At 62.0% G+C, this 19,053-nt stretch carries 17 protein-coding genes; 5 read left to right on the forward strand and 12 right to left on the reverse strand.

Annotated features, from left to right (window positions below):
* Positions 1-58 precede the first annotated feature (58 nt).
* A complete protein-coding gene (locus HED64_RS17180; protein ID WP_168153208.1) occupies positions 59-487 on the forward strand; it encodes an arsenate-mycothiol transferase ArsC in 429 nt (142 codons plus the stop codon).
* Here HED64_RS17180 and HED64_RS17185 read toward each other — a convergent pair.
* The 4 genes from HED64_RS17185 to HED64_RS17200 form a co-directional block, all read right to left on the reverse strand.
* The gene (locus HED64_RS17185) at positions 484-1,389 is read right to left on the reverse strand and encodes a hypothetical protein (RefSeq protein ID WP_168153209.1); all 906 of its coding nucleotides are present in this window, start codon (positions 1,387-1,389) and stop codon (positions 484-486) included. The two genes, HED64_RS17180 and HED64_RS17185, sit on opposite strands and share 4 nt — an antisense overlap.
* A 135-nt stretch (positions 1,390-1,524) precedes the next feature.
* Entirely contained in the window at positions 1,525-4,230 is a 2,706-nt protein-coding gene (acnA, locus tag HED64_RS17190; protein WP_168153210.1) for an aconitate hydratase AcnA, read from the reverse strand.
* 179 nt (positions 4,231-4,409) lie between these two features.
* Positions 4,410-5,762, reverse strand: a complete 1,353-nt coding sequence (locus HED64_RS17195) for a class I SAM-dependent RNA methyltransferase (protein WP_168153211.1) — start codon at positions 5,760-5,762, stop codon at positions 4,410-4,412.
* Positions 5,759-7,768 (reverse strand): APC family permease, encoded by a 2,010-nt coding sequence (locus HED64_RS17200; protein ID WP_168153212.1) that lies wholly within the window; start codon positions 7,766-7,768, stop codon positions 5,759-5,761. Before HED64_RS17200 ends, HED64_RS17195 begins: the two co-directional genes overlap by 4 nt.
* 159 nt (positions 7,769-7,927) lie before the next feature.
* On the opposite strand from HED64_RS17200, the gene HED64_RS17205 reads away from it, so the two are divergent.
* Together HED64_RS17205 and HED64_RS17210 are read left to right on the forward strand one after the other, a co-directional pair.
* Positions 7,928-8,611, forward strand: coding sequence for a potassium channel family protein (locus tag HED64_RS17205; protein ID WP_168153213.1), 684 nt, complete (start codon positions 7,928-7,930; stop codon positions 8,609-8,611).
* On the forward strand, positions 8,611-9,282 hold the full coding sequence (locus HED64_RS17210) for a potassium channel family protein (protein ID WP_132364905.1): 672 nt from the start codon (positions 8,611-8,613) through the stop codon (positions 9,280-9,282). The genes HED64_RS17205 and HED64_RS17210 overlap by 1 nt, the downstream gene beginning before the upstream one ends.
* On the opposite strand, the gene HED64_RS17215 is transcribed toward HED64_RS17210, so the two are convergent.
* From HED64_RS17215 to dut, 4 genes are read right to left on the reverse strand one after another with little or no spacing between them, the layout of a single operon-like run.
* Entirely contained in the window at positions 9,279-9,980 is a 702-nt protein-coding gene (locus HED64_RS17215; protein ID WP_168153214.1) for a DUF3159 domain-containing protein, read from the reverse strand. The genes HED64_RS17210 and HED64_RS17215 overlap by 4 nt on opposite strands.
* A 47-nt stretch (positions 9,981-10,027) precedes the next feature.
* Complete coding sequence (locus tag HED64_RS17220) at positions 10,028-10,429, reverse strand: hypothetical protein (RefSeq protein WP_342590765.1); 402 nt, start codon at positions 10,427-10,429, stop codon at positions 10,028-10,030.
* 3 nt (positions 10,430-10,432) lie between these two features.
* Positions 10,433-11,248 (reverse strand): DUF3710 domain-containing protein, encoded by an 816-nt coding sequence (locus HED64_RS17225; protein ID WP_168153215.1) that lies wholly within the window; start codon positions 11,246-11,248, stop codon positions 10,433-10,435.
* A 49-nt stretch (positions 11,249-11,297) separates the two neighbouring features.
* Positions 11,298-11,768 (reverse strand): dUTP diphosphatase, encoded by a 471-nt coding sequence (dut, locus tag HED64_RS17230; protein ID WP_168153216.1) that lies wholly within the window; start codon positions 11,766-11,768, stop codon positions 11,298-11,300.
* Between the two features lie 133 nt (positions 11,769-11,901).
* Here dut and HED64_RS17235 point away from each other — a divergent pair, with 133 nt between their 5' ends.
* On the forward strand, positions 11,902-12,465 hold the full coding sequence (locus HED64_RS17235; RefSeq protein ID WP_168153217.1) for a DUF3093 domain-containing protein: 564 nt from the start codon (positions 11,902-11,904) through the stop codon (positions 12,463-12,465).
* 118 nt (positions 12,466-12,583) lie between these two features.
* Here HED64_RS17235 and HED64_RS17240 read toward each other — a convergent pair whose 3' ends face one another.
* Positions 12,584-12,892, reverse strand: coding sequence for a DUF4193 domain-containing protein (locus tag HED64_RS17240; protein ID WP_168153218.1), 309 nt, complete (start codon positions 12,890-12,892; stop codon positions 12,584-12,586).
* 336 nt (positions 12,893-13,228) lie between these two features.
* On the opposite strand from HED64_RS17240, the gene sepH reads away from it, so the two are divergent.
* Positions 13,229-14,311, forward strand: a complete 1,083-nt coding sequence (sepH, locus tag HED64_RS17245) for a septation protein SepH (protein ID WP_168153219.1) — start codon at positions 13,229-13,231, stop codon at positions 14,309-14,311.
* A 100-nt stretch (positions 14,312-14,411) separates the two neighbouring features.
* Here the strand turns inward: sepH and HED64_RS17250 are convergent, their stop codons facing one another.
* The 3 genes from HED64_RS17250 to HED64_RS17260 are packed head-to-tail and all read right to left on the reverse strand — an operon-like array spanning position 14,412 to position 19,034.
* Positions 14,412-15,602: an alkaline phosphatase family protein gene (locus HED64_RS17250; protein WP_168153220.1), complete on the reverse strand. Its 1,191-nt coding sequence runs from the start codon at positions 15,600-15,602 to the stop codon at positions 14,412-14,414.
* A 22-nt stretch (positions 15,603-15,624) separates the two neighbouring features.
* On the reverse strand, positions 15,625-16,302 hold the full coding sequence (locus HED64_RS17255) for a DUF5998 family protein (RefSeq protein ID WP_168153221.1): 678 nt from the start codon (positions 16,300-16,302) through the stop codon (positions 15,625-15,627).
* A gap of 29 nt (positions 16,303-16,331) precedes the next feature.
* Complete coding sequence (locus HED64_RS17260; protein ID WP_168153222.1) at positions 16,332-19,034, reverse strand: bifunctional acetate--CoA ligase family protein/GNAT family N-acetyltransferase; 2,703 nt, start codon at positions 19,032-19,034, stop codon at positions 16,332-16,334.
* Positions 19,035-19,053: the final 19 nt, after the last annotated feature.

Consider the following 19,053-nt stretch of genomic DNA (forward strand, 5'->3'; position numbering starts at 1 on the left):
CCGGCAATGGCCGCACCGGTGTACCCCGATCAAATCCAGCAAAGGATCTCCTCTCACCATGACCCAGCCGAATAGCAGCTCCTCCACCGTTCTTTTTGTTTGCAATACCAATGGTGGTAAATCGCAAATTGCTGCGGCTCTTTTGCGCAGCTCCCTCGGTGCGGGCGTCACGGTTCAATCGGCAGGGCTGATTCCCGCCCAGCACATCAATGAGCTGGCCGCGGATGTTGTTGCGGACGTAGGTGCAGATATGCGCGCAGAGGTCCCGACCGCGTTGACCGAGGAAGCACTGCGTGCCGCTGACCGAGTGATCATTGTTGGCCAGGCTCAGGTCCCGGAGCTTGAGGGGGTCACGATGGAACGCTGGGTGCCCGCCGAAGCACCGGCCGCGCTGGGCACCGAGCGCGAGCGTATGGAGTTTTTGCGTGATGATATTGCCGAGCGCGTACGAACGCTTATAACTGCGTTGGAACCCGAAGGACACTAGTTTCCGGTGTCCCCGGGCACCATCCGCAAATGCTCTTCGATGTCTTCCCCAACCTCCAGTGCTTCGATCCCCGGGGACGCCAGCAGTGCGCCCATCAGCGCCCTACTGCCGGCGACAACCGTTGAGTCGTAGTCAACCTCGGTCACCAGTACCCAGGCGTGGTCGGCTGGCCACAGAATATTTGGCGAGTGCGCATCTCCCTCTGCGTCGGCCCAGGGGGCACCGCTCTGCCACTCGGGATCTGTGAATTCGGTGATTCCCGCCGAATATAGCCGGTGGTTGCGGCCCGGGAGTTGAAGCCGCGCAGCGGTTGCCCGCGATCGTGCTGGGTGCGCCTTGGCGCGGACTCCCCCGGTGAGCCATCGGATCGTGTTCACCAGATTCCGGGCTTTGGACGAGGCGTAGCGCGCTGAGGTTCCCGATCCCCAGCCCTCCCACAACGCGGCAACCCCATTTGCCGGGGTGCTGGTGTAGCGGGACAGAATGACTGCCACACGTGACAGGGTAGTCGCGTCGAGGAAGCCTTCCACGGTTTCGCCGTAGCGCCATCCTTGCGCGTCCACCCAGGGCGTGGACGGATCGATGCCAACGGGCGCCACCAGATCGGATCCTTGAGAATATCTCTCGACCTGTTGTCCCTGCACTGCCGCGACGGTGGCCCAGGAGACCAGCTCCTCTTCCATGGAGAGAGTTTCTGAGGTGAATACCGTCTCCCAGGTTTCGGGCGCCTTCGGCCGGTCTCGAAGGATGGGGTGCAAGATGCGTGCGTAGGCCTCGAAGCCTCGAGGCACGACCGTATTTGGATCACCAAAGCTGGTTGCCAGTCGCGCGTGGAGCCAGCGCCCTTGCTCGTTACCGCCCAGTGCAGTGAAGGTTCCCGGGGTGTTGTTATGCACATCCATCTTCGTTCCCTCCGTCTGCATGGTCTTGTGCTCGAGACTATCAAGCAGACGGCATTAAAAGCCGCGAGGGCGGGTTCACTGAGGAATACTCCTCAGTGAACCCGCCCTCGCGAGCGTGGATCGAACGCTAGCTCATTAGCTGGCGGAGATCTGACGCAGAACGTACTGCAGGATGCCACCGTTGCGGTAGTAATCTGCTTCGCCCGGGGTATCGATGCGCAAAACGGCGTCGAAGGAGACGGTCTTGCCGTCTTCTGCCACGGCGGTGACCTTCAGGGTCTTGGGGGTGGTGCCGTTGTTGAGTTCGGTCACTCCCTCGACTGCGAAGGTCTCGGTGCCGGTCAGGCCCAGGGTCTCGGCGTTTTCGCCAACCGGGAACTGCAGGGGCAGAACGCCCATGCCGATCAGGTTGGAGCGGTGAATACGCTCGAAGGACTCGGTGATGACTGCCTTAACGCCCAACAATGCGGTGCCCTTGGCTGCCCAGTCACGCGAGGAGCCCGAACCGTATTCCTTGCCGCCCAAAACGACCAACGGGGTGCCAGCTGCAGCGTAGTTCTGCGCAGCGTCGTAGACGTAGGCCTGCGGTGCACCCTCGACGGTGAAGTCGCGGGTGAAGCCACCCTCAACGTTGTCAAGGATCTGGTTGCGGATACGGATGTTCGCGAAGGTACCGCGAATCATGACCTCGTGGTTACCACGACGGGAGCCGTAGGAGTTGAAGTCCTTGCGATCCACGCCGTTGGCCAGCAGGTACTGTCCAGCCGGGGAATCAGACTTGAACGAACCGGCCGGGGAGATGTGGTCGGTGGTGACCGAATCGCCCAGCTTCAGCAAGACGCGGGCGCCGGCAATGTTCTGCACCGGATCCGGAGTTGCCTTCATGCCCTCGAAGTATGGGGGCTTACGAACGTAGGTCGAATCCTCGGCCCACTCGAAGGTGTTGCCTGCCGGGGTGTCGAGCGCCTTCCAGCGATCGTCACCGTCGAAGACACCTTCGTAACCCTTGGCGAACATGCCCTCATCGATGGAGGAATCCATCGTGGCCTGAACCTCGGTCGGGGTCGGCCAGATGTCCTTGAGGAACACCTCGTTGCCGTCGGTGTCGGTGCCCAGGGAATCGGTTTCGAAATCGAAGTCCATGGTGCCGGCCAGGGCGTAAGCGATGACCAATGGCGGGGAAGCCAAGTAGTTCATCTTGACGTCCGGGTTGATGCGGCCTTCGAAGTTACGGTTACCCGAGAGCACCGCGGTTGCGGAGAGGTCGTGAGCCTGAATGGCCTCGGAGATCTCTGCGTCCAGCGGGCCGGAGTTACCGATGCAGGTTGCGCAGCCGTAGCCCACGACGAAGAAGCCAAGCTTCTCCAAGTACGGCATGAGGCCGGACTTTTCGTAGTACTCGGTGACGACCTTGGAACCCGGGGCGACCGAAGTCTTGACCCACGGCTTGGACACCAGGCCCTTTTCCACTGCCTTGCGTGCCAGCAGAGCTGCGGCAAGCATGACCGAGGGGTTGGAGGTGTTGGTGCAGGAGGTGATCGAAGCGATCGAGACCAGACCGTGGTCGATGGAGAAGCTTGTTCCATCGGCCTTGGTGACCTCTACGGCGGTCGAGGGACGACCGATGTTCAGTTCGTCGGCTGCACCAGCGGCGTAGTTGTGGATGTCCTTGCGGAACTGTTCCTTCGCGCTGGAAAGCTCGATGCGGTCCTGCGGACGCTTCGGTCCGGCGATGGAGGGAACCACCGTCGAGAGATCGAGTTCGAGGAACTCGGAGAAGCGGATCTCGCGGTCGGCGTCGTGCCACATGCCCTGTTCCTTGGCGTAGGCCTCAACGAGGTCCACGTTTTCCTTGGAACGGCCGGTCAGGCGCAGGTAGTCAAGGGTGACGTCATCGATCGGGAACATGGCCGCGGTGGAACCGAACTCCGGGGACATGTTGCCGATGGTGGCGCGGTTTGCCAACGGAACCTGAGCAACGCCCTGGCCGTAGAACTCGACGAACTTGCCAACAACACCGTGCTTACGCAGCATCTCGGTGATGGTGAGCACCACGTCGGTTGCGGTGGCACCAGCGGGGATCGAGCCGTTGAGCTTGAAGCCTACAACGCGCGGGATCAGCATGGAGACGGGCTGGCCGAGCATTGCTGCCTCGGCCTCAATGCCGCCAACACCCCAGCCCAGCACACCCATGCCGTTAACCATGGTGGTGTGGGAGTCGGTGCCGACGCAGGTGTCAGGGTAAGCGCGAAGTACGCCATTGACTTCGCGGGTCATCACGGTGCGAGCCAGGAACTCGATGTTGACCTGGTGCACGATGCCGGTTCCCGGGGGAACTACCTTGAAGTCATCAAATGCGGTCTGGCCCCAACGCAGGAACTGGTAACGCTCCCCGTTGCGCTGGTACTCAATTTCCATGTTGCGCTCGAGCGCACCGGCGTTGCCGGCGACGTCGATCTGCACGGAGTGGTCAATGACCATTTCGGCAGGAGCCAACGGGTTCACCCGAGTCGGGTCTCCGCCAAGTTCCTTGACTGCCTCGCGCATGGTGGCGAGGTCAACGATGCAAGGAACACCGGTGAAGTCCTGCATCAAAACGCGTGCAGGGGTGAACTGGATTTCGGTGTTCGGTTCTGCGTTTGCATCCCACTGGCCAATGGCCTTGACGTGTTCTGCGGTGATGTTCGCGCCATCTTCGGTGCGAAGCAGGTTCTCCAAAAGAACCTTGAGGCTGTACGGAAGGCTTTGCGCGCCTTCGACGGCGTTCAGCCGGTAAATTTCATATTCGTTACCCTTGACGTCCAATACGCCCTTGGCACCAAAACTGTCCACATTGCTCACGGGGACTCCTCTCGCCGGAATTACATCTTCGTTGCACGCCCACACGGAAATCCAGTTAGGCGATCCTAACTGAGTTCACCTGTGTTTTACTGCGGCAGAGCTATAGACAGTCTATCCCCCGCCGCCCGCAAAACCCCGCCAACCCGACATTTTCTGGCTGAAAGGAGTCACATCATCGCTTAGTGGCGGACAAACAGTCCCACGGTTTCCATGTGGTGTGTGTGCGGATACAGGTCGATGACATCAACCGCTTCCAGACGGAATCCGGCGGACATCAGATCTGCCGTGTCACGGGCAAATGATGCAGGATCGCAGGAAACGTAGGAGATCTTCTTGGCACCCGAACGAACCATCGCCGAGACCGCTGCCTTGCCGGCACCGGTGCGCGGCGGATCAAGCACGATCGAATCCAGCTTGGCCTTGCGCGTATTCAATTCACGCGACAGCGTCTTTTCAACACGCCCCTGCGAAATGATGGCCTGCGGGAATTCGCGCAAGTTCTTCAGCGCATCCTTGCTGGTGCCCGGTGCCCCCTCAATGGAGAGCAGCATGCCGTCATCGCCCACGGCCTTGGCCAACGGGGCGCTAAAGAGACCTGCACCGGCGTACAGGTCGGCGATGCGCGTGCCATAGCTTGGAGCCAACTGGCTCATCACGCGTTCGATGAGCGTGGCGGGAGCCAAGCGGTGGATCTGCCAAAAGCCCTCACCGGTGATGCGGTAATCATGCCCGGCTACGGATTCCGAGAGCCAGGTCCGACCGCGCAGCCGCTGCAGCGCGCCACGTCCATCGGAGGCCGATCCTGCGACCTGAGTCAGCGCCGCGGCACTGGTGCCCTCGGGAAGGCGCTTGGCGGCGCGGCCGGCGGCTCCGGCCACGGTACCGTCCTCGATGAAGAGCACCAGTACCCCGGCGTCATCACCGGATCCCACTGCCACCTCGATGCGGCTGATGCCAGCCAACGGTAGGTCCCACAGCTCCAGCTCGTTGATCTTCGGGTGCGCCAGCGGCATCTCCTTGATCGGCACCAGGTCATTGGAGCGGAAGGCGCTCATGGCCAGGCGGCCCTTCTCGTCGACCACAAATGCGGTTCGGGTGCGCCAGCCCAGGGCGTCGGCGGATTCACCCTCCGGTGCCACCACGCCGGTGAAGCCGTGCTTGGTCGCGTCAATCTTCCCCAGTCGCGTCATCTGTTCCAGGAAGATCTGACCCTTGATCTCGCGCTGAGCCTCGAGGCTGATGTGCCCAAATTCGGCTCCACCCACCGGGAGTACACCGCGGGAAGCTGCCAGCAGGGAATCTGCCTGCGGCCAGAAATGTGTGACCCGGTGCTCGGATGCCTCATGGACCTCAACAACGTCGCCACGCCAGAAGCGGGCCTTCTCACCATCATCGTGCACGGCAATGGAAACCAGCTCACCGGGAATTCCGTGACGGACGAAGATCACCCGGCCCTCGTGGCGGGCGACGGTGTGTCCGCCGTGGGCTGGTGCTTCAAGGCGCACCTTCAGGATATTTTCTTGCGTGCTCATGGCTTGTCTTTCGGATTGGAAATCGGAGTGGAGTTCAGGGAGCCCAAGCTCATCGAGGAATCCGACGAAGCAAGTCGCCATGGCACGGAGGCCACCACGACTCCGGGCTCGTAATGCAGGCGGTTTTTGATGCGCATGGCGGTTTGGTTGTGGACCAGTTGTTCCCACCAGCGGCCCACCACATATTCGGGAATATAAACGACCACCAGGTCGCGCGGTGAATCACGTTTGATGGAGCGAATGTGCTCAATCAGCGGCGCGGAAATCTCCCGGTAAGGGGAAGCGAGCACAGTGATCGGCACCGGAATTCCCAGTTCCGCCCATTTGGCCAGCGTGGCCTCGGTCTGCTCGGAGTCCGCATCCACCACTATCGCATCGATCTTTGAGGGACGCGAGGCGCGGGCGAAGGACAGTGCGCGTAGCACCGGCTTACGAACGCTGGAAACCAAGACCAAGGCGTGGACCCGGGCCGGGAGTGCCGTGGCGGAGTCGCGTTCGTCGATGGCCAGTTCCCCATCAACGTCCACGTAGTGGCGGTGCAGGGCGTCCATCAGAATGAAGAGCACCGCGATGCCCAATACCGCTAGCCAGGCTCCGTGGATCAATCGGGTTCCCAGCACAATCACCAGAACTGCTGCCGTCATGAGGAAACCGGCGATATTCAACATCCGGGAGCGGTGAATGCGAGCGCGAACCCGCTTGTCCGGGGTCTGGGCCAATTCCCTGCCCCAGTGTTTGATCATGCCCAATTGGCTGAGCGTAAAGGACACGAAAACACCCACCACGTACAGCTGGATCAGGGTGGGAACATCTGCGTTAAAGAGCCAGATCAGCACGATCGCGGCGATGGACAGCGAGAGGATGCCATTGGAGAAACCGAGGCGGTCCCCACGCGTGCGCAATTGGCGCGGCAGATATCCATCGGTGGCCAGATGCGAGGCCAGGTTGGGGAAGGAATTAAACGAGGTGTGCGCGGCCATCAGCAGCACCGCAACGGTCAACGCCAGTACCAGGTAGAAGCCCAACGACGCGCCACCAAAAATCGCCTCGGCCAGCTGCCCCAAGACCGGGTTTTGGATGTAGTCGGCGGGTATCGGGCCGCCGTTGAACATCAGGTCTTGCGTCGGGTCTTCCACCACGTTCACCTTGACCGCACGGGCCAGGTACATGGTGCCCAGAGTCAGGATGGCGGCAAAGAGGCCCAGCAGAGCCAAGACCTTGGCAGCGTTGCGGGCCTTGGGGGCAGCGAGGATGTGGACGTTGGAGATCGGCACCTCAACACCGGTCAGCGCGGCAGATCCGGTGGAGAACGCGCGCAGTACCAGCAATACCCCGGCCAGCCCGGTCAGGCCATGTGGGTAATCCGGATCGGGCACCACGGTGAATCCGGCACTGGGCGAGGTGCCCAGCGTTCCGGTGGCCGCATAGAGCCCACCGAGAGCCAGCATCACTAGCACCACGCCGATGAACAGGTAGACCGGTGCCGCAGCGCCCAGCTTGGAGCGGCCGCTGCCACGTAAGTTCAGCACGGTGAGGATCACCACGCCGGCGGTAGCAACCCACGCTTGGTGACCGGCCAGCGCGGGGAAAGCGGCGATGACGTAGTGCGAGGCCGAGGAGATTGATACGGCCACCGTGAGCACAAAGTCCACCAGCAACGCGGCAGCAACGGTGGTACCGGCCCGCGGGCCAAGGTTCACCGAGGCGATCTGGTAGTCGCCACCACCGGAGGGGTAGGCCTTCACCGATTGCCGGTAGGAGGCAATGATGACCAGCAGGACGACCATGATGGCCAGGCCCACCGAGGGTGAGAAGGACATGGCAGCGGAACCGGCCAGCGCCAGGGTCAGCATCACCTCGTCGGGGGCGTAGGCGATGGAAGAGAGCGCGGAGGCGGAGAAAATAGGCAGCGCAAGGCGTTTACGCAGCGGAGCCTGTTTCAGCCGTTCGGTTCTGAAGGGGCGACCCACCAGAATTCGTTTCAGCGCGTCTAGGAATGAAAGCACGATCCAAAGCTAGTCTCCTTTGCTCCCCCTGTCATACACCACACCGTTCGCACGGACGTGAACAATCCCGCATCGGGGCCCCAAAACGTGAAACACTGGTGGCCGAAGAGTGCCGCGCACCACCGCTGCGACACCTTGTGTGGGATTAAAGGATGGATCATGGCGCACTTCGTCATCATGGGTTGCGGCCGCGTCGGGGTGACCCTCGCCCACACATTAGACGATGCCGGACACTCGGTAGCGATCATTGATCAGGACGACCGGGCCTTTAGACGACTGCGCCGCGGCTTTACCGGGCTCAAGGTCTCCGGCGTCGGCTTTGACCGCGACACCCTGGAACGGGCCAAGATCTCCGAGGCCTACGCCTTCGCCGCGGTTTCCAGTGGCGATAACTCCAATATTCTTGCCACTCGGGTGGCCCGCGAGACGTATCACGTTCCGCATGTGGTGGCCCGAATCTATGACCCGGGACGCGCGGAAATCTACCAGCGTCTGGGCATCCCCACGGTGGCGGCTGTGCGCTGGAGTTCGGATCAGGTCCTGCGCCGAATCCTTCCTGAACACTCGCTCAGCGGAGATTACCGGGAGGCCTCCGGCCGACTGATTTTAGGTGAGATCAACGTCCACGACGACTGGGCAGGATACGCCCTGGAGGATCTTGAGGCAGTTGCCCCCATCCGCATCGCCTACCTCTCGCGTTTCGGCGAGGGTGTCTTGCCGGTGCCCGGGATGCGGCTGCAACAAGGCGACATCGTCCACGCCATGATGCCCATCAACGCCGGCAAGGACATTGAAAAGGTCCTGTCCAAGGCACCCATCACAAGCACGGAGCAGAACACGTAATGAAGGTCATGATTGCCGGCGCAGGATCAGTGGGTTCCTCCATTGCCAAGGAATTGATTTCCCACGGGCACGAGGTGCTTTTGATTGATGAAAAGCCCGAGGTCGTCTCGCGAGCAGGAGTCCAGGGAGCTCGTTGGCTCTTTGGCGATGCCTGCGAGCTTTCGGTGCTCAAGGAAGCCAAGCTCGACGAGGTCGACGTGGTGGTATCCGCCACCGGCGACGACAAGGTCAACTTGGTGGTTTCCCTGCTGGCCAAGAGCGAATTTGGTGTTGGACGCACCGTGGGCCGCGTTAACAACCCCAAAAACGACTGGATGTTTGACGACGCCTGGGGCGTGGATGTTGCCGTGAGCACCCCGAGGCTGATGACGGCGTTGGTTGAGGAAGCCGTGGAGATCGGGGATCTGGTGCGGCTGATGACCCTGCAGTCCGGGGTCGTCTCGATGGTGGAATTCACCGTTCCCCACGATTCACCGATGATCGGACGCACCATCGGTTCGGTGCCGTGGCCCAGTGACGCCACGGTGGTGGCGATCCTGCGCGATGACATTCCGCTGGCCCCGAGCCCGGATGACGTGATCGAAGGTGGAGACGAACTCTTCTTCGTCACCACGATCCTGGCCGAGGACGAATTGCGCACGGTGCTGCGCAACTCCCCCGAAGAATCTTAGTCAGCTAGCTGTGTGGTCGGACGAGAAATCATCCAGGCCACCCATAAACCGGCGGCGTAGAGCGGCACACCCATGGCCAGCCGCGCGGCTCCCAGTGCCGGAACATTATCTGCAAAGTAGAGCGGCACCTGAACCGCGAGACGCGCGGCAAAGACCGCAACCACAATCCAGGTGGCCCAGGCGTATTGGCGTGCGCGCAATTTCTGCGCACGCCATGAGGTGTTCTCCGAACGGATAAATCCGAAAATTACGCCCATCAACGGCCACTTCACCAAGACCGAAATGATCAGTGCAGCGCCATAGGCCAGATTCGTGTAGAAACCGGGGACGTAATAGTCCTTGGCTTCACCGGTAGCCCGCGAGAAGATCGCACAGATCGCCACACCGGCGAGCCCCGAGAGCGCCTGCGTCAAGTTTCCGCGGCGTACCAGGCGAATAATGGTGAAGATCAGCGCCACGGCCACCGATGCGATCAGTGCAGTGTTCAGCTGTTGCCCGATGGTGAAAATGATGAGGAAAACCATGCCTGGCAGCAGTGACTCGGCCAGCCCACGCACCCCACCAATGGTCTTGAGCACGTCGATCTGTCCGTCCTCACGCCGTTCAATGCCGGCGTTGGCACCAATCCGTCGGGCCACCTCTGCGGCGTCGGGACCGCTTTCCCCGGGTTCCGGGATGTTCTCGCTATTGCTGCTCATGAAAGTGAATTCCTTGTGGGGTCAGGGAAATGGGGGCGCTAGGCGGGCTAGTGCTTCTCGTGCGCGGGCAAGATCTCATATCGCGGATTAAAGATGGTGGGCACCGAATCCAGCGGAGCAACCATGCCCTCATAGCTGAGCCGAGAACCCGCCACCAGCCCCGGGACCCGGCGCTGACCCACAAAGATCAACCGCAGGTGCACCACCGCGCTGCGGCGGCCGCCGGGGGGCGCCGGGCGGTCAACAATGGTCACCGAAAAACTCGGTGCCTGCTGTTGCGGCTGGATCGTAATGGATTCCACGTAGCCGCTGTGAATCACCCGTCCACGAACGGGCAATTCGGCCAGCGTATCAATCCGTGTCATGGCCGTGGGCGTCGCAGTAACAACTGCCGGTGCCGGCGGCTTTGTCTTGAGCGTTTTGGCCTTGACGACCTTGTCTTTGGGCACGAATCAGCCGATTTGAGTGGCTTCCGGACCACGTTCGGGACGTTTGGTGTCCGGTACCGCGGTTTCGGGTTCCTCCACGGCGACCGGATGCGTATGCGGCGAGGCAGAGGCGCCCGCGGGTACCGAGAGGGGAAGTAGCTCGGTCGGCGGCATCGGGGTCGAGCCACGCACCACCACCACCTGCGCCAGCGCGTCTTCCATGGTTTTGGATTCGGCCATGTCCGTCAGCGCGGTGCCACCGATGACGGCGCGCAGGAACCAGCGCGGACCATCGATGCCCAGGAAGCGTAGTACCACATGGCCGTGGGTCCCGTCCGGAGCCTGCTGCGGTACGCGGGCCAACAATTCGTTGCCGAAGCGTCCCTCGACATTTTCCGTTTCCCCACCCTGATCGGCAATTCCGCTGGCGATCTGCGCGGAGATCCCCGGCCAGAGCTCATCGGATTTGGGGGCAGCGAAGACCTGCAGCTGCATGCGTGAGCCACCAATTTCCATGGCCACGGCGATCACGCGCTGCGTGGACTCCTCCACCTCGAGGCGAAGCTGGAGCCCGGGAACCGGCTTGATCAGCAAGGCGCCCAAGTCCAGGTAGCCCTCGCTGTCTTCAAAGTCGTCCCCATCAAACGGACCCTCGTTGGTATCGCGCACCACCGCTGTTTTGGCCGGTGCCGAGCTTTGAGCCCCCTCGGGCGATTGCTCCGGTTCGCTGACCGCTGGCGCGGGCGTTTCCGTGGAATCTGCCGCTGCTGCGTTGAGCTCGGCAATGGTCTGTTCGGGCTGCGCTACGTCGGCGGCCTTCTTGCTGCGCTTGAAAATCATGGAAGTTGCTCTCTTGCTATTTCGACCGTGAGATTTCGTGGGCCAGATGTTAGCGGCCGGTATTTGCTGCTTCAAAGCCACCGGTGGAACCGAATCCGCCGGCACCACGTGCCGAGTCATCGAGGTCACTGACTTCGATGAAGTGGGCTCGCTCGACCTTCTGGATGACCAGCTGGGCAATGCGGTCCCCACGCTTGAGCACGATCGGGGTGGTTGTATCCGTGTTTAACAACGTGACCTTCACCTCACCACGGTACCCGGCATCGATGGTTCCCGGCGCATTGACCACGGTCAATCCGTGCTTGGTGGCCAGGCCCGAGCGTGGGTGGACAAGACCCACATAACCCAGCGGAAGGGCCAGAGACACACCGGTGGGAACCAAGACGCGCTCTCCGGGGGCCAGGGTCACATCCTCGCGGGCACACAGATCGGCTCCCGCATCACCCTCGTGTGCATAGCTCGGAACCGGCAATTCCGGATCGAGCATTTTCAGGGCAATATCGACTCGCGACTCGGACATGTATTTTCCACTCCAGGGGGTTCAGGGGCGTGTGCGGGCCAGGTTATGGCCGCTCGCGTACGCGCTTAACTCTAGTCCCTCCTTCGTTGATCCATGGCAGGGCTGGCCCGCCCCAGCGCCTATGCTGGGAGGTATGGCCGAGAACATTTCCCCCGCAATTCCCACAACCGTCCATTTCCGCGAAAAGCTGTGGCCTTCGTGGTGGGTCTGGCTTGCATCGCTGGGCCTGGGCGTCACCGCCGCCGTAGCATTCCTGCCCATCGGCCTGAAGTGGGGAGTGATCGCCGGATTGGTGGCCCTGGCCCTGATCGCCTTTGCACTGTTGAACAGCACACCCACCATTGAGGTCACCGACGAGAGTGTGCGCGTTGGACGCGCCACCATCGAGCGGAAATTCATCGGCGACGCTACCGGCTACCGCGGTGCCGATGCCTACCACCAGCGTGGCCCTGGCCTGAACGGGATCGCCTTCATGTGCATCCGCGGCTGGATAGATCCGGTGGTGCGCATCGAAATTACCGACGAGCGAGATTCCACCCCGTACTGGCTCACCTCAACCCGGCGCCCCGAAGAGCTGACGGCGGCACTCGGCGGCCTGATGGTGGAATACCGCAATGCAACCGAAGCGGGCGACGACACCACGGATACGGCGCCAACCGCGGGCGATAGTGAAGCTACCGGCACCGAGTCGGCTTAGCTTCACCCCACCCCCCACGATTCAACAAAGGCGCCCGCCTTCCACCACCACTCACTTTTTGTCAGTGGCAGCGTGGAGACGGGCGCCTTTTGTCTTATACGCGCTACGCGTGGGGCCCTTAGCCTTCGCAGTCGGCGCAGAAGAGCAGGCCGCCGCGTTCTGCGGCAATCTGCGAGCGGTGCCGCACGAGGAAACATGAGGAACAGGTAAATTCGTCGGCCTGGGCAGGCATCGCGAAGACCTGAATCTCCTCGCCGGAGAGATCAGCACCGGGCAGCTCATAGCTGTCGGCCAGTGCGGCCTCGTCCTCATCAATGAGATTTGACGCATTGGTGTTGGTGTTGCGTTGCGCCTTGAGCTCCGGAAGAACCTCGGGCGTCTCGTCCTCGTTGGCATGCCTGCGAGGTGCATCGTAATCGGTGGCCATTTTTGCTGCTTCACACTCCGCTGATTCAAGCTGTAGTTCGTCTCGGGTCGGCCCGCTGTGATGCCTTCGCATCCTAGGGGCGTGAAACCGGCGCGTTTGTTTGCGCTTATGCTTCAACGCAGAAACACTGAATTTTGTGCCCGGTCATCTCCGACTGTTCATCATCGCATCTCCGGGCGCAAGACAAGGAAATTCCAACGGACTTTTCGCCGATTCTTCCACCTTGGTGGGAATAATCATCAAGCCGGTCCGCGCCACACCAAGGCGCTTCTTAGGTATTTGCCCCAGCAGGTGGCAGAGTTTTAGTCACAACACGACGGTTTGTGGAGGATAGTCATGCGTCAACTCCGACTAGTGGGAATCCACGAGAACGGTGAGAGCCTGCACTTAAGCAGCGAGGACGGCAACAGTTTTGTGTTGCCCATCGACGAAGCGCTGCGCAGTGCCCTGTCTCGAGCTGCCCGGGCCGACCGCTCGGTAGCCGCGGCATCCCCGCTCTCCCCCCGTGATATTCAATCTCGGATCCGTTCCGGCGCCACGGCAGAAGAAGTTGCCGCGGAATCTGGCATGGACCTCGATCGCATCATGCGCTACGAGGGACCGGTGTTGGCCGAGCGCGAGTACATCGCCTCCCAGGCCCGCAATGTGGAGGTTTCCGCCCCGCAGACGCACGAGGGCTACCGCAGCATCTTCGGTGAAGAACCGGCGAATCTGGGCGAAATGGTCGCGTACCGTGTCCACTCGTTGGGGATCACCAGCGAGTCACTGAACTGGGATGCCTGGCGCACCGCCGACGGCACCTGGGACGTGGTGGTTCGCTTTGAGCTGCCGAGTGTTGATGACAGCATTCGCCTGGATCAGGGTAACGAGGAGACCATTGCCAAATGGACCTTCCACCCCAGCCGCAAGTCGCTGCAGAACGCCAACCGCTGGGCTCAGGTGCTCAGCGAACTTGAACCACTTGACGCCCCCGTCGGTGCCCGCCGCCTCACGGCCGTGGCAGATGCCCCCTTTGATATTGAAGCCGACGGCGACGACGCCGATTCCCAGGCAACCGTCGCGGAATCCGAACAGCTTTTAGATGTCCTCAGCGCCCGCCGTGGGCAGCGCTTGGGCTTGGACGAGGAGGGTGACGACGCCCTGGCGGCGATGCTCTCACGTAACCCGCACCCGGATGATGACCCCCGGTTGGCGGGCCCCGAGCCGAGCGATGATGGTCTGCCGCGACTCTATGACGGCGTCAGCTCCCGCACCACCTCGATCTCCCTGGTCCCCACCCCGAGCAAGCCTGCGGCCGAGGACGAAGAATCAGAGGAAAACGGTGAGGACGAAGCCGGCGGCAAGAAGAAGGTTAAGCGTTCCTCGGTACCCAGCTGGGACGACATCGTCTTTGGCCGGCGCAATAACAACAACGACTAAGCAGCTATCCTGACGCTGTAGCCTCACGATACAACGGTGGCCCGGTGGGCTGCGGAGATTCTCCGCAGCCCACCGGGCCATCGTTTTGCCCTTCAGAGGGCTAAGACTTTTTCTTGGTGACTGGACGGGCCAGGGTCAAGAGGGGAATTTCGCATTCGGCCCGCGTCATGGAGCCATGTTGCCCCACCATCGTGAAGGCCGAAGGATTAACTCGGCGCCCATCGAGGAACGCGATATCCTCCGCGGCAAGGATGAGCAGATCACCGATGCGCTCACGCACCGCGGTTGCCACCTCGCCAAAGAGACCGTGAGTAATCGCTTCCTCCCGGCTCAGCACCCAGGCCTTGGACCCAAAGCGTTCTCGCCAGGCCTCGGCAACACCCTCACGCTCCCGATCCGAGGTCTGCGCATGGAAGTGCAATTGCACCCCGCGCGGCTCCCCCGCCGTCAACTCGACCCCGGCCACCAGTTCCGGGAATTGCGAGTAATCGATCCGCCAGTTCTCCTCCACGTCAACCATCCCGTGGTCGGCGGTGAGCAGCAACAGTGTTCCGGCAGGAACCCGCGCGGCGAGCGTGCGCATCATCAGGTCCAGATCTTCGAGCGCATTTCCCCACTGCGAGGAGCCCTTCCCGAAGCGGTGGCCGGCTCGATCGAGCTCATTCCAGTACGCGTAGACCAGCGATCGTGGGTTGGCCGCCAGCACCTCGCACGTGGTTCGCACCCTGGCGTGGGGGGATTCTGCCGCGGTAAATTGCGTTCCACGCAGTGCTGCCTGGGTCAGCGCGGAGTCCTTGAACTTGTTCAGCGACACCGTGGCCGTATGTACGCCGGCCGCGGCTACCCGTTCGAATACCGTCTGGTTCGGTTGCCAGGTGTGGGCGTTGAGGTCCTTGGGCCAGCCCCCGAGCTGGTTGACCACACGGCGTTTTTCCGGATCCACCACGTCATAGCCCACGACCCCGTGTAGCCCGGGAGCCAGCCCGGTGCCCAATGATGAGAGTGACGCGGCGGTGGTGGAGGGGAAGGGCGACTGTAGCGTTGCCGCGTTTTCCATCAATTTGCGCAGGAACGGGGCGTGTCCGCCGCGGGCCTTGAGCAGTGCCTTGCCCAGCCCATCAACCATCACTACGCAGATGCGGTTGGCCACTGGCAGCCCGAGGATGTTTTCAAATCCCTGCACTCCCAGTGCCGCCGCCGCGCTGGGTAACAGCTCCGCGATGGTCTTGGTGCCGTAGGCGGGGGCCGCTGGCAGCGGAGCCGAGGGGGTCTTGCGGGTGTTTGTAGCCACGAGGCTCTACTCTCCTGCGGCCTTAGCCTTGGTGGGTGTTGCGGCCGAAGCGGGATCCGACGCGTCCGCGGACCTCCGTTGCGGGTGCCGGAAGTGCGGCGGGCCGAGTTTCGGTGCTGCGTGGTGCCGAGGCACGGCGGATGGCCTTGGCAAAGTTGCGTGCGGCGGTGACTGCTGCGACCCCATCTGCCTCGGCGCTGACGCGCAGGACCAAATCCTCCTGCTGAGAGGTACCGGTATAGCCGTGGTCGGCGTCGCACGCCGGATCCGCGCAGCCGGCCGGAGCCAGGTCGATGCGTTGTGCCCCAGCCCAGGCGATGCCAACCGTCAGTTCCTTCACGGCATCGCCGGTGCGGTAGTTCTGCGGCTGGTGGTACACGTAGCTGGTGGCAACCGTGGTGACCTTGGAGAGCTGAACCAGTTCGGTGGAGATCTGGGCCATGACTTCCTTGCCCTTTTCATCCAGCTGCTGGTCATCAACGTGGGCCACCACCAAGATGTCCTCGGCCAGGACCAACACCGTGATGTGTCGGTGGACCTCATGCTGGTCAAAGTGGGTTTCCAGGTGGACCAGGTGCTCGGACGGTTCCCTGCCATCAAGCGCCTCAACAAGGATGTCTGTCACCATTTTTGGATAGAACCCGGCACGGTTAAGGTCGGCTTGGAGGTCGCGGCCCGGGGCCGAAGATAGGGGGGTCATGCCTCCTAGTCTACCCAAGGGCGCCTAGCTCAGTGGCGCATTGCCCGTCTAGCCGAATCGGTACGTTGCTCCGGATTACCCAGCCAAAGTTCGGCCGAGAGCACCGTGGTTCCCGAGGCCGTGGCCATGACCGGATTGATTTCCAGTAGCGACAGCTCCGGATGATTATCCTTCAGCGTTGCTACCCGATTGAGCAGGTCTTCCAGCGCATGAAGATCCACTCCCGGCAGTCCCTGATAACCACGTAATCTAGCCGCCGCACGCGGGGCTGCCACCAGGTCGGCGACGTCGATGTTGGTCAGCGGCGGCACCCCGTGAGCCCAGTCATCGAGCAAGTTCACCGCATCCCCGGCCAGCCCGAAGGACACCACCGGGCCCAGCAGCGGATCCTCCACTGCCCTGATTACGCAGCCCTGTCCGGCCGCTGCCATGGACTGCACCTCAAGGTCACCGGCGGCATAGGAGGCAAGGACCTCGCGCATGTGGGTGATGTTTGAGCGCAGCGAGGCTTCGTCGGTGATGTTCAGCCGCACCCCACCTAAATCGAGGCGGTGACGCAGGTGTTCATCGCGGGCCTTGAGCGCAACCGGGAATCCCAGCCGGTTGGCGGCCGCCACCGCCTCATCGGCGGTATCAAAGCGCACCGATTGAAGCACATCAATTCCGTAGTGGCCCAGTAAGACAGCGGCCTTGGCCTTGGAAAGGCGCAACAGCTCTACACCGCGCAGGGTGCTGAGCTCGGCTTCGATGAAGTCGGCGGCTGCCGCCGGGTTAATGCCGCCCGGTTCAATCACCTCGCCCTGCTCCCGCGAACGCCAGGTGGCATAGCGCACCACGGCGGCCAGCGCATTTACCGCCACCCCGGGGCTGGAGTAACAGGGCAGTCCATAGGCTTTGCCCATCTCATCCATGCCGGCAACAAGTACGCCATCTACTTGGTTGCTTGGATCGATGATGCCGGGGAAGACCGCCACCACGGTTTTGCCCGTAGCGGCTGCCACATCGCGGAGACATGTGGCCAGCACTCCGGTGCTCAATCCGGGTGTGGGCATCAAGGACACGATGGCGCAGTGCACCAGGGCACTAGATAGTGCCCCGGAGAGCGTGGTGGATAAGAGTTCCAGGGCCCGAATCTGGCCGCCCTCGAGTTCAAGCTCGCTCTCGGCGGCCACCACCTCAAGCTGATTTTGCTCGGCAGCATCTGCCAGCACCGAGGCCAGAGCGGCCGAGTTGGAAACGATCGCCAGTCCGTTGCCCCGCGGAAGAGGCTGGGCGGTGACCAGCTGGGCGATCTCCATGAGTTCCTCATTGGTGCGCACCCGAATCACCCCGGATTGACGCAGCATCGCATCCACTGCGGCTGTTGGCGCCTGGGTGGTGCGTACCGCGTGCCCCGGCGGCAGCCGCAGCCCCATGACATCGGATTTAGCCACAATGACGGGTTTGGAGTGCGAAAGTCTTCTGGCGATACGGGAGAATTTGCGGGGGTTGCCGAAGGATTCGAGGTAGAGGCCGACGGCGCTGGTGGCCGGGTCATCCTCCCAGAACTGCATGGCGTCATTGCCCGAGACATCCGCGCGATTGCCCGCCGAGACGATCGAGGACAGACCCACCTCGCGGCGAACCGATGCCGCGTACAGCAGCACGCCGATGGCCGCCGATTGGCTGAAGATCCCCAGCGTGCCGCGCTTGGGCATCCCCGGTGCCACCGAGGCGTTAAGCCCGATGCTGGGATCGGTATTTACCAGGCCCAACGAGGCCGGTCCCACCACGCGCATGCCGTTGGCCCGGGCCAGTCGCACCAGTTCGCGCTGACGCGCTAGTCCAACCTCGCCGTCCTTCTCAAAACCACCGGTGACGATCAGTAGCCCCTTGGCCCCCACCGCCGCGCATTCGCTAATGATCGACGTGATCTGATCCTGTGGCACGGCGATCACCGCTAAATCGATGGGTCCGGGGATTTCGCTCACCGAGGCGTAACTGGGGTTCCCGCCCAATTCGAAGGCCTGCGGATTAACGCCGTAGACCGGCCCGGTAAATCCACCCTCAATAATGTTGTGCAGCAGGGTGTGCCCGATGGCTCCCCATTCGCGGCTGGCGCCAATGACGGCGATGGAGGCCGGAGCGAGCATACTGGCCAACGATTTGGCTTCGGCGCGGTGTTCGCGCGATTCCATCACGGCGCGGGACTTTTCGGTCGGGTCAATGGAGAATTCGAGCATCACCACGCCCTCGTCGAAGTGGCGTTTAACCGCGTATCCGGCCTCGGCAAAAACCGTGAGCATCTTTCGGTTCTCCGGCAGGACTTCCGCGGAGAAGCGTTCTATGTCATTTTCACGGGCCGCCGCCGCCAAATGTTCGAGCAGGATTGAGCCAACACCCATGCCCTGGTAGGCATCGGAAATGTTGAAGGCAACCTCCGCGTCGGTGGGGTCATCAAGCCGGTCATAACGACCTACCCCGATGATGTCATCCCCGCGGGTGACCACAAAGGCGACCCGGTCCACATGGTTCACCTCGGTGAAGCGTTTGAGCTCTTTAGCCGTCAGTGAGGATTTGTACGTAAAATAGCGCATGTAGACCGAGGACTCGGATTGTCCTCGATGCATTTTTTGCAAATTGTCGGCGTCGCCGGGTTGAATCGGACGTAGATGTGCCGTAGAACCGTTGCGCAGGACAACGTCTGCTTCCCAATGGGACGGATATTCACCGGGTTTACGACCATCCACCATAGGCTTAGCCTAGCGGTCG

The sequence above is a fragment of the Paeniglutamicibacter terrestris genome (genome assembly GCF_012271785.1).
GTDB classification, from domain to species: Bacteria; Actinomycetota; Actinomycetes; order Actinomycetales; family Micrococcaceae; genus Paeniglutamicibacter; species Paeniglutamicibacter terrestris.

Excerpts from the sequence above, each read along its gene's own strand:
- HED64_RS17180 (WP_168153208.1), top strand. The coding sequence starts at position 59 with ATGACCCAGCCGAATAGCAGCTCCTCCACCGTTCTTTTTGTTTGCAAT.
- dut (WP_168153216.1), bottom strand. The coding sequence starts at position 11,768 with ATGTCCGAGTCGCGAGTCGATATTGCCCTGAAAATGCTCGATCCGGAA.
- HED64_RS17235 (WP_168153217.1), top strand. The coding sequence starts at position 11,902 with ATGGCCGAGAACATTTCCCCCGCAATTCCCACAACCGTCCATTTCCGC.
- HED64_RS17215 (WP_168153214.1), bottom strand. The coding sequence starts at position 9,980 with ATGAGCAGCAATAGCGAGAACATCCCGGAACCCGGGGAAAGCGGTCCC.
- HED64_RS17255 (WP_168153221.1), bottom strand. The coding sequence starts at position 16,302 with ATGACCCCCCTATCTTCGGCCCCGGGCCGCGACCTCCAAGCCGACCTT.
- HED64_RS17185 (WP_168153209.1), bottom strand. The coding sequence starts at position 1,389 with ATGGATGTGCATAACAACACCCCGGGAACCTTCACTGCACTGGGCGGT.
- HED64_RS17205 (WP_168153213.1), top strand. The coding sequence starts at position 7,928 with ATGGCGCACTTCGTCATCATGGGTTGCGGCCGCGTCGGGGTGACCCTC.
- sepH (WP_168153219.1), top strand. The coding sequence starts at position 13,229 with ATGCGTCAACTCCGACTAGTGGGAATCCACGAGAACGGTGAGAGCCTG.
- HED64_RS17210 (WP_132364905.1), top strand. The coding sequence starts at position 8,611 with ATGAAGGTCATGATTGCCGGCGCAGGATCAGTGGGTTCCTCCATTGCC.
- HED64_RS17195 (WP_168153211.1), bottom strand. The coding sequence starts at position 5,762 with ATGAGCACGCAAGAAAATATCCTGAAGGTGCGCCTTGAAGCACCAGCC.
- HED64_RS17240 (WP_168153218.1), bottom strand. The coding sequence starts at position 12,892 with ATGGCCACCGATTACGATGCACCTCGCAGGCATGCCAACGAGGACGAG.
- HED64_RS17260 (WP_168153222.1), bottom strand. The coding sequence starts at position 19,034 with ATGGTGGATGGTCGTAAACCCGGTGAATATCCGTCCCATTGGGAAGCA.
- HED64_RS17225 (WP_168153215.1), bottom strand. The coding sequence starts at position 11,248 with ATGATTTTCAAGCGCAGCAAGAAGGCCGCCGACGTAGCGCAGCCCGAA.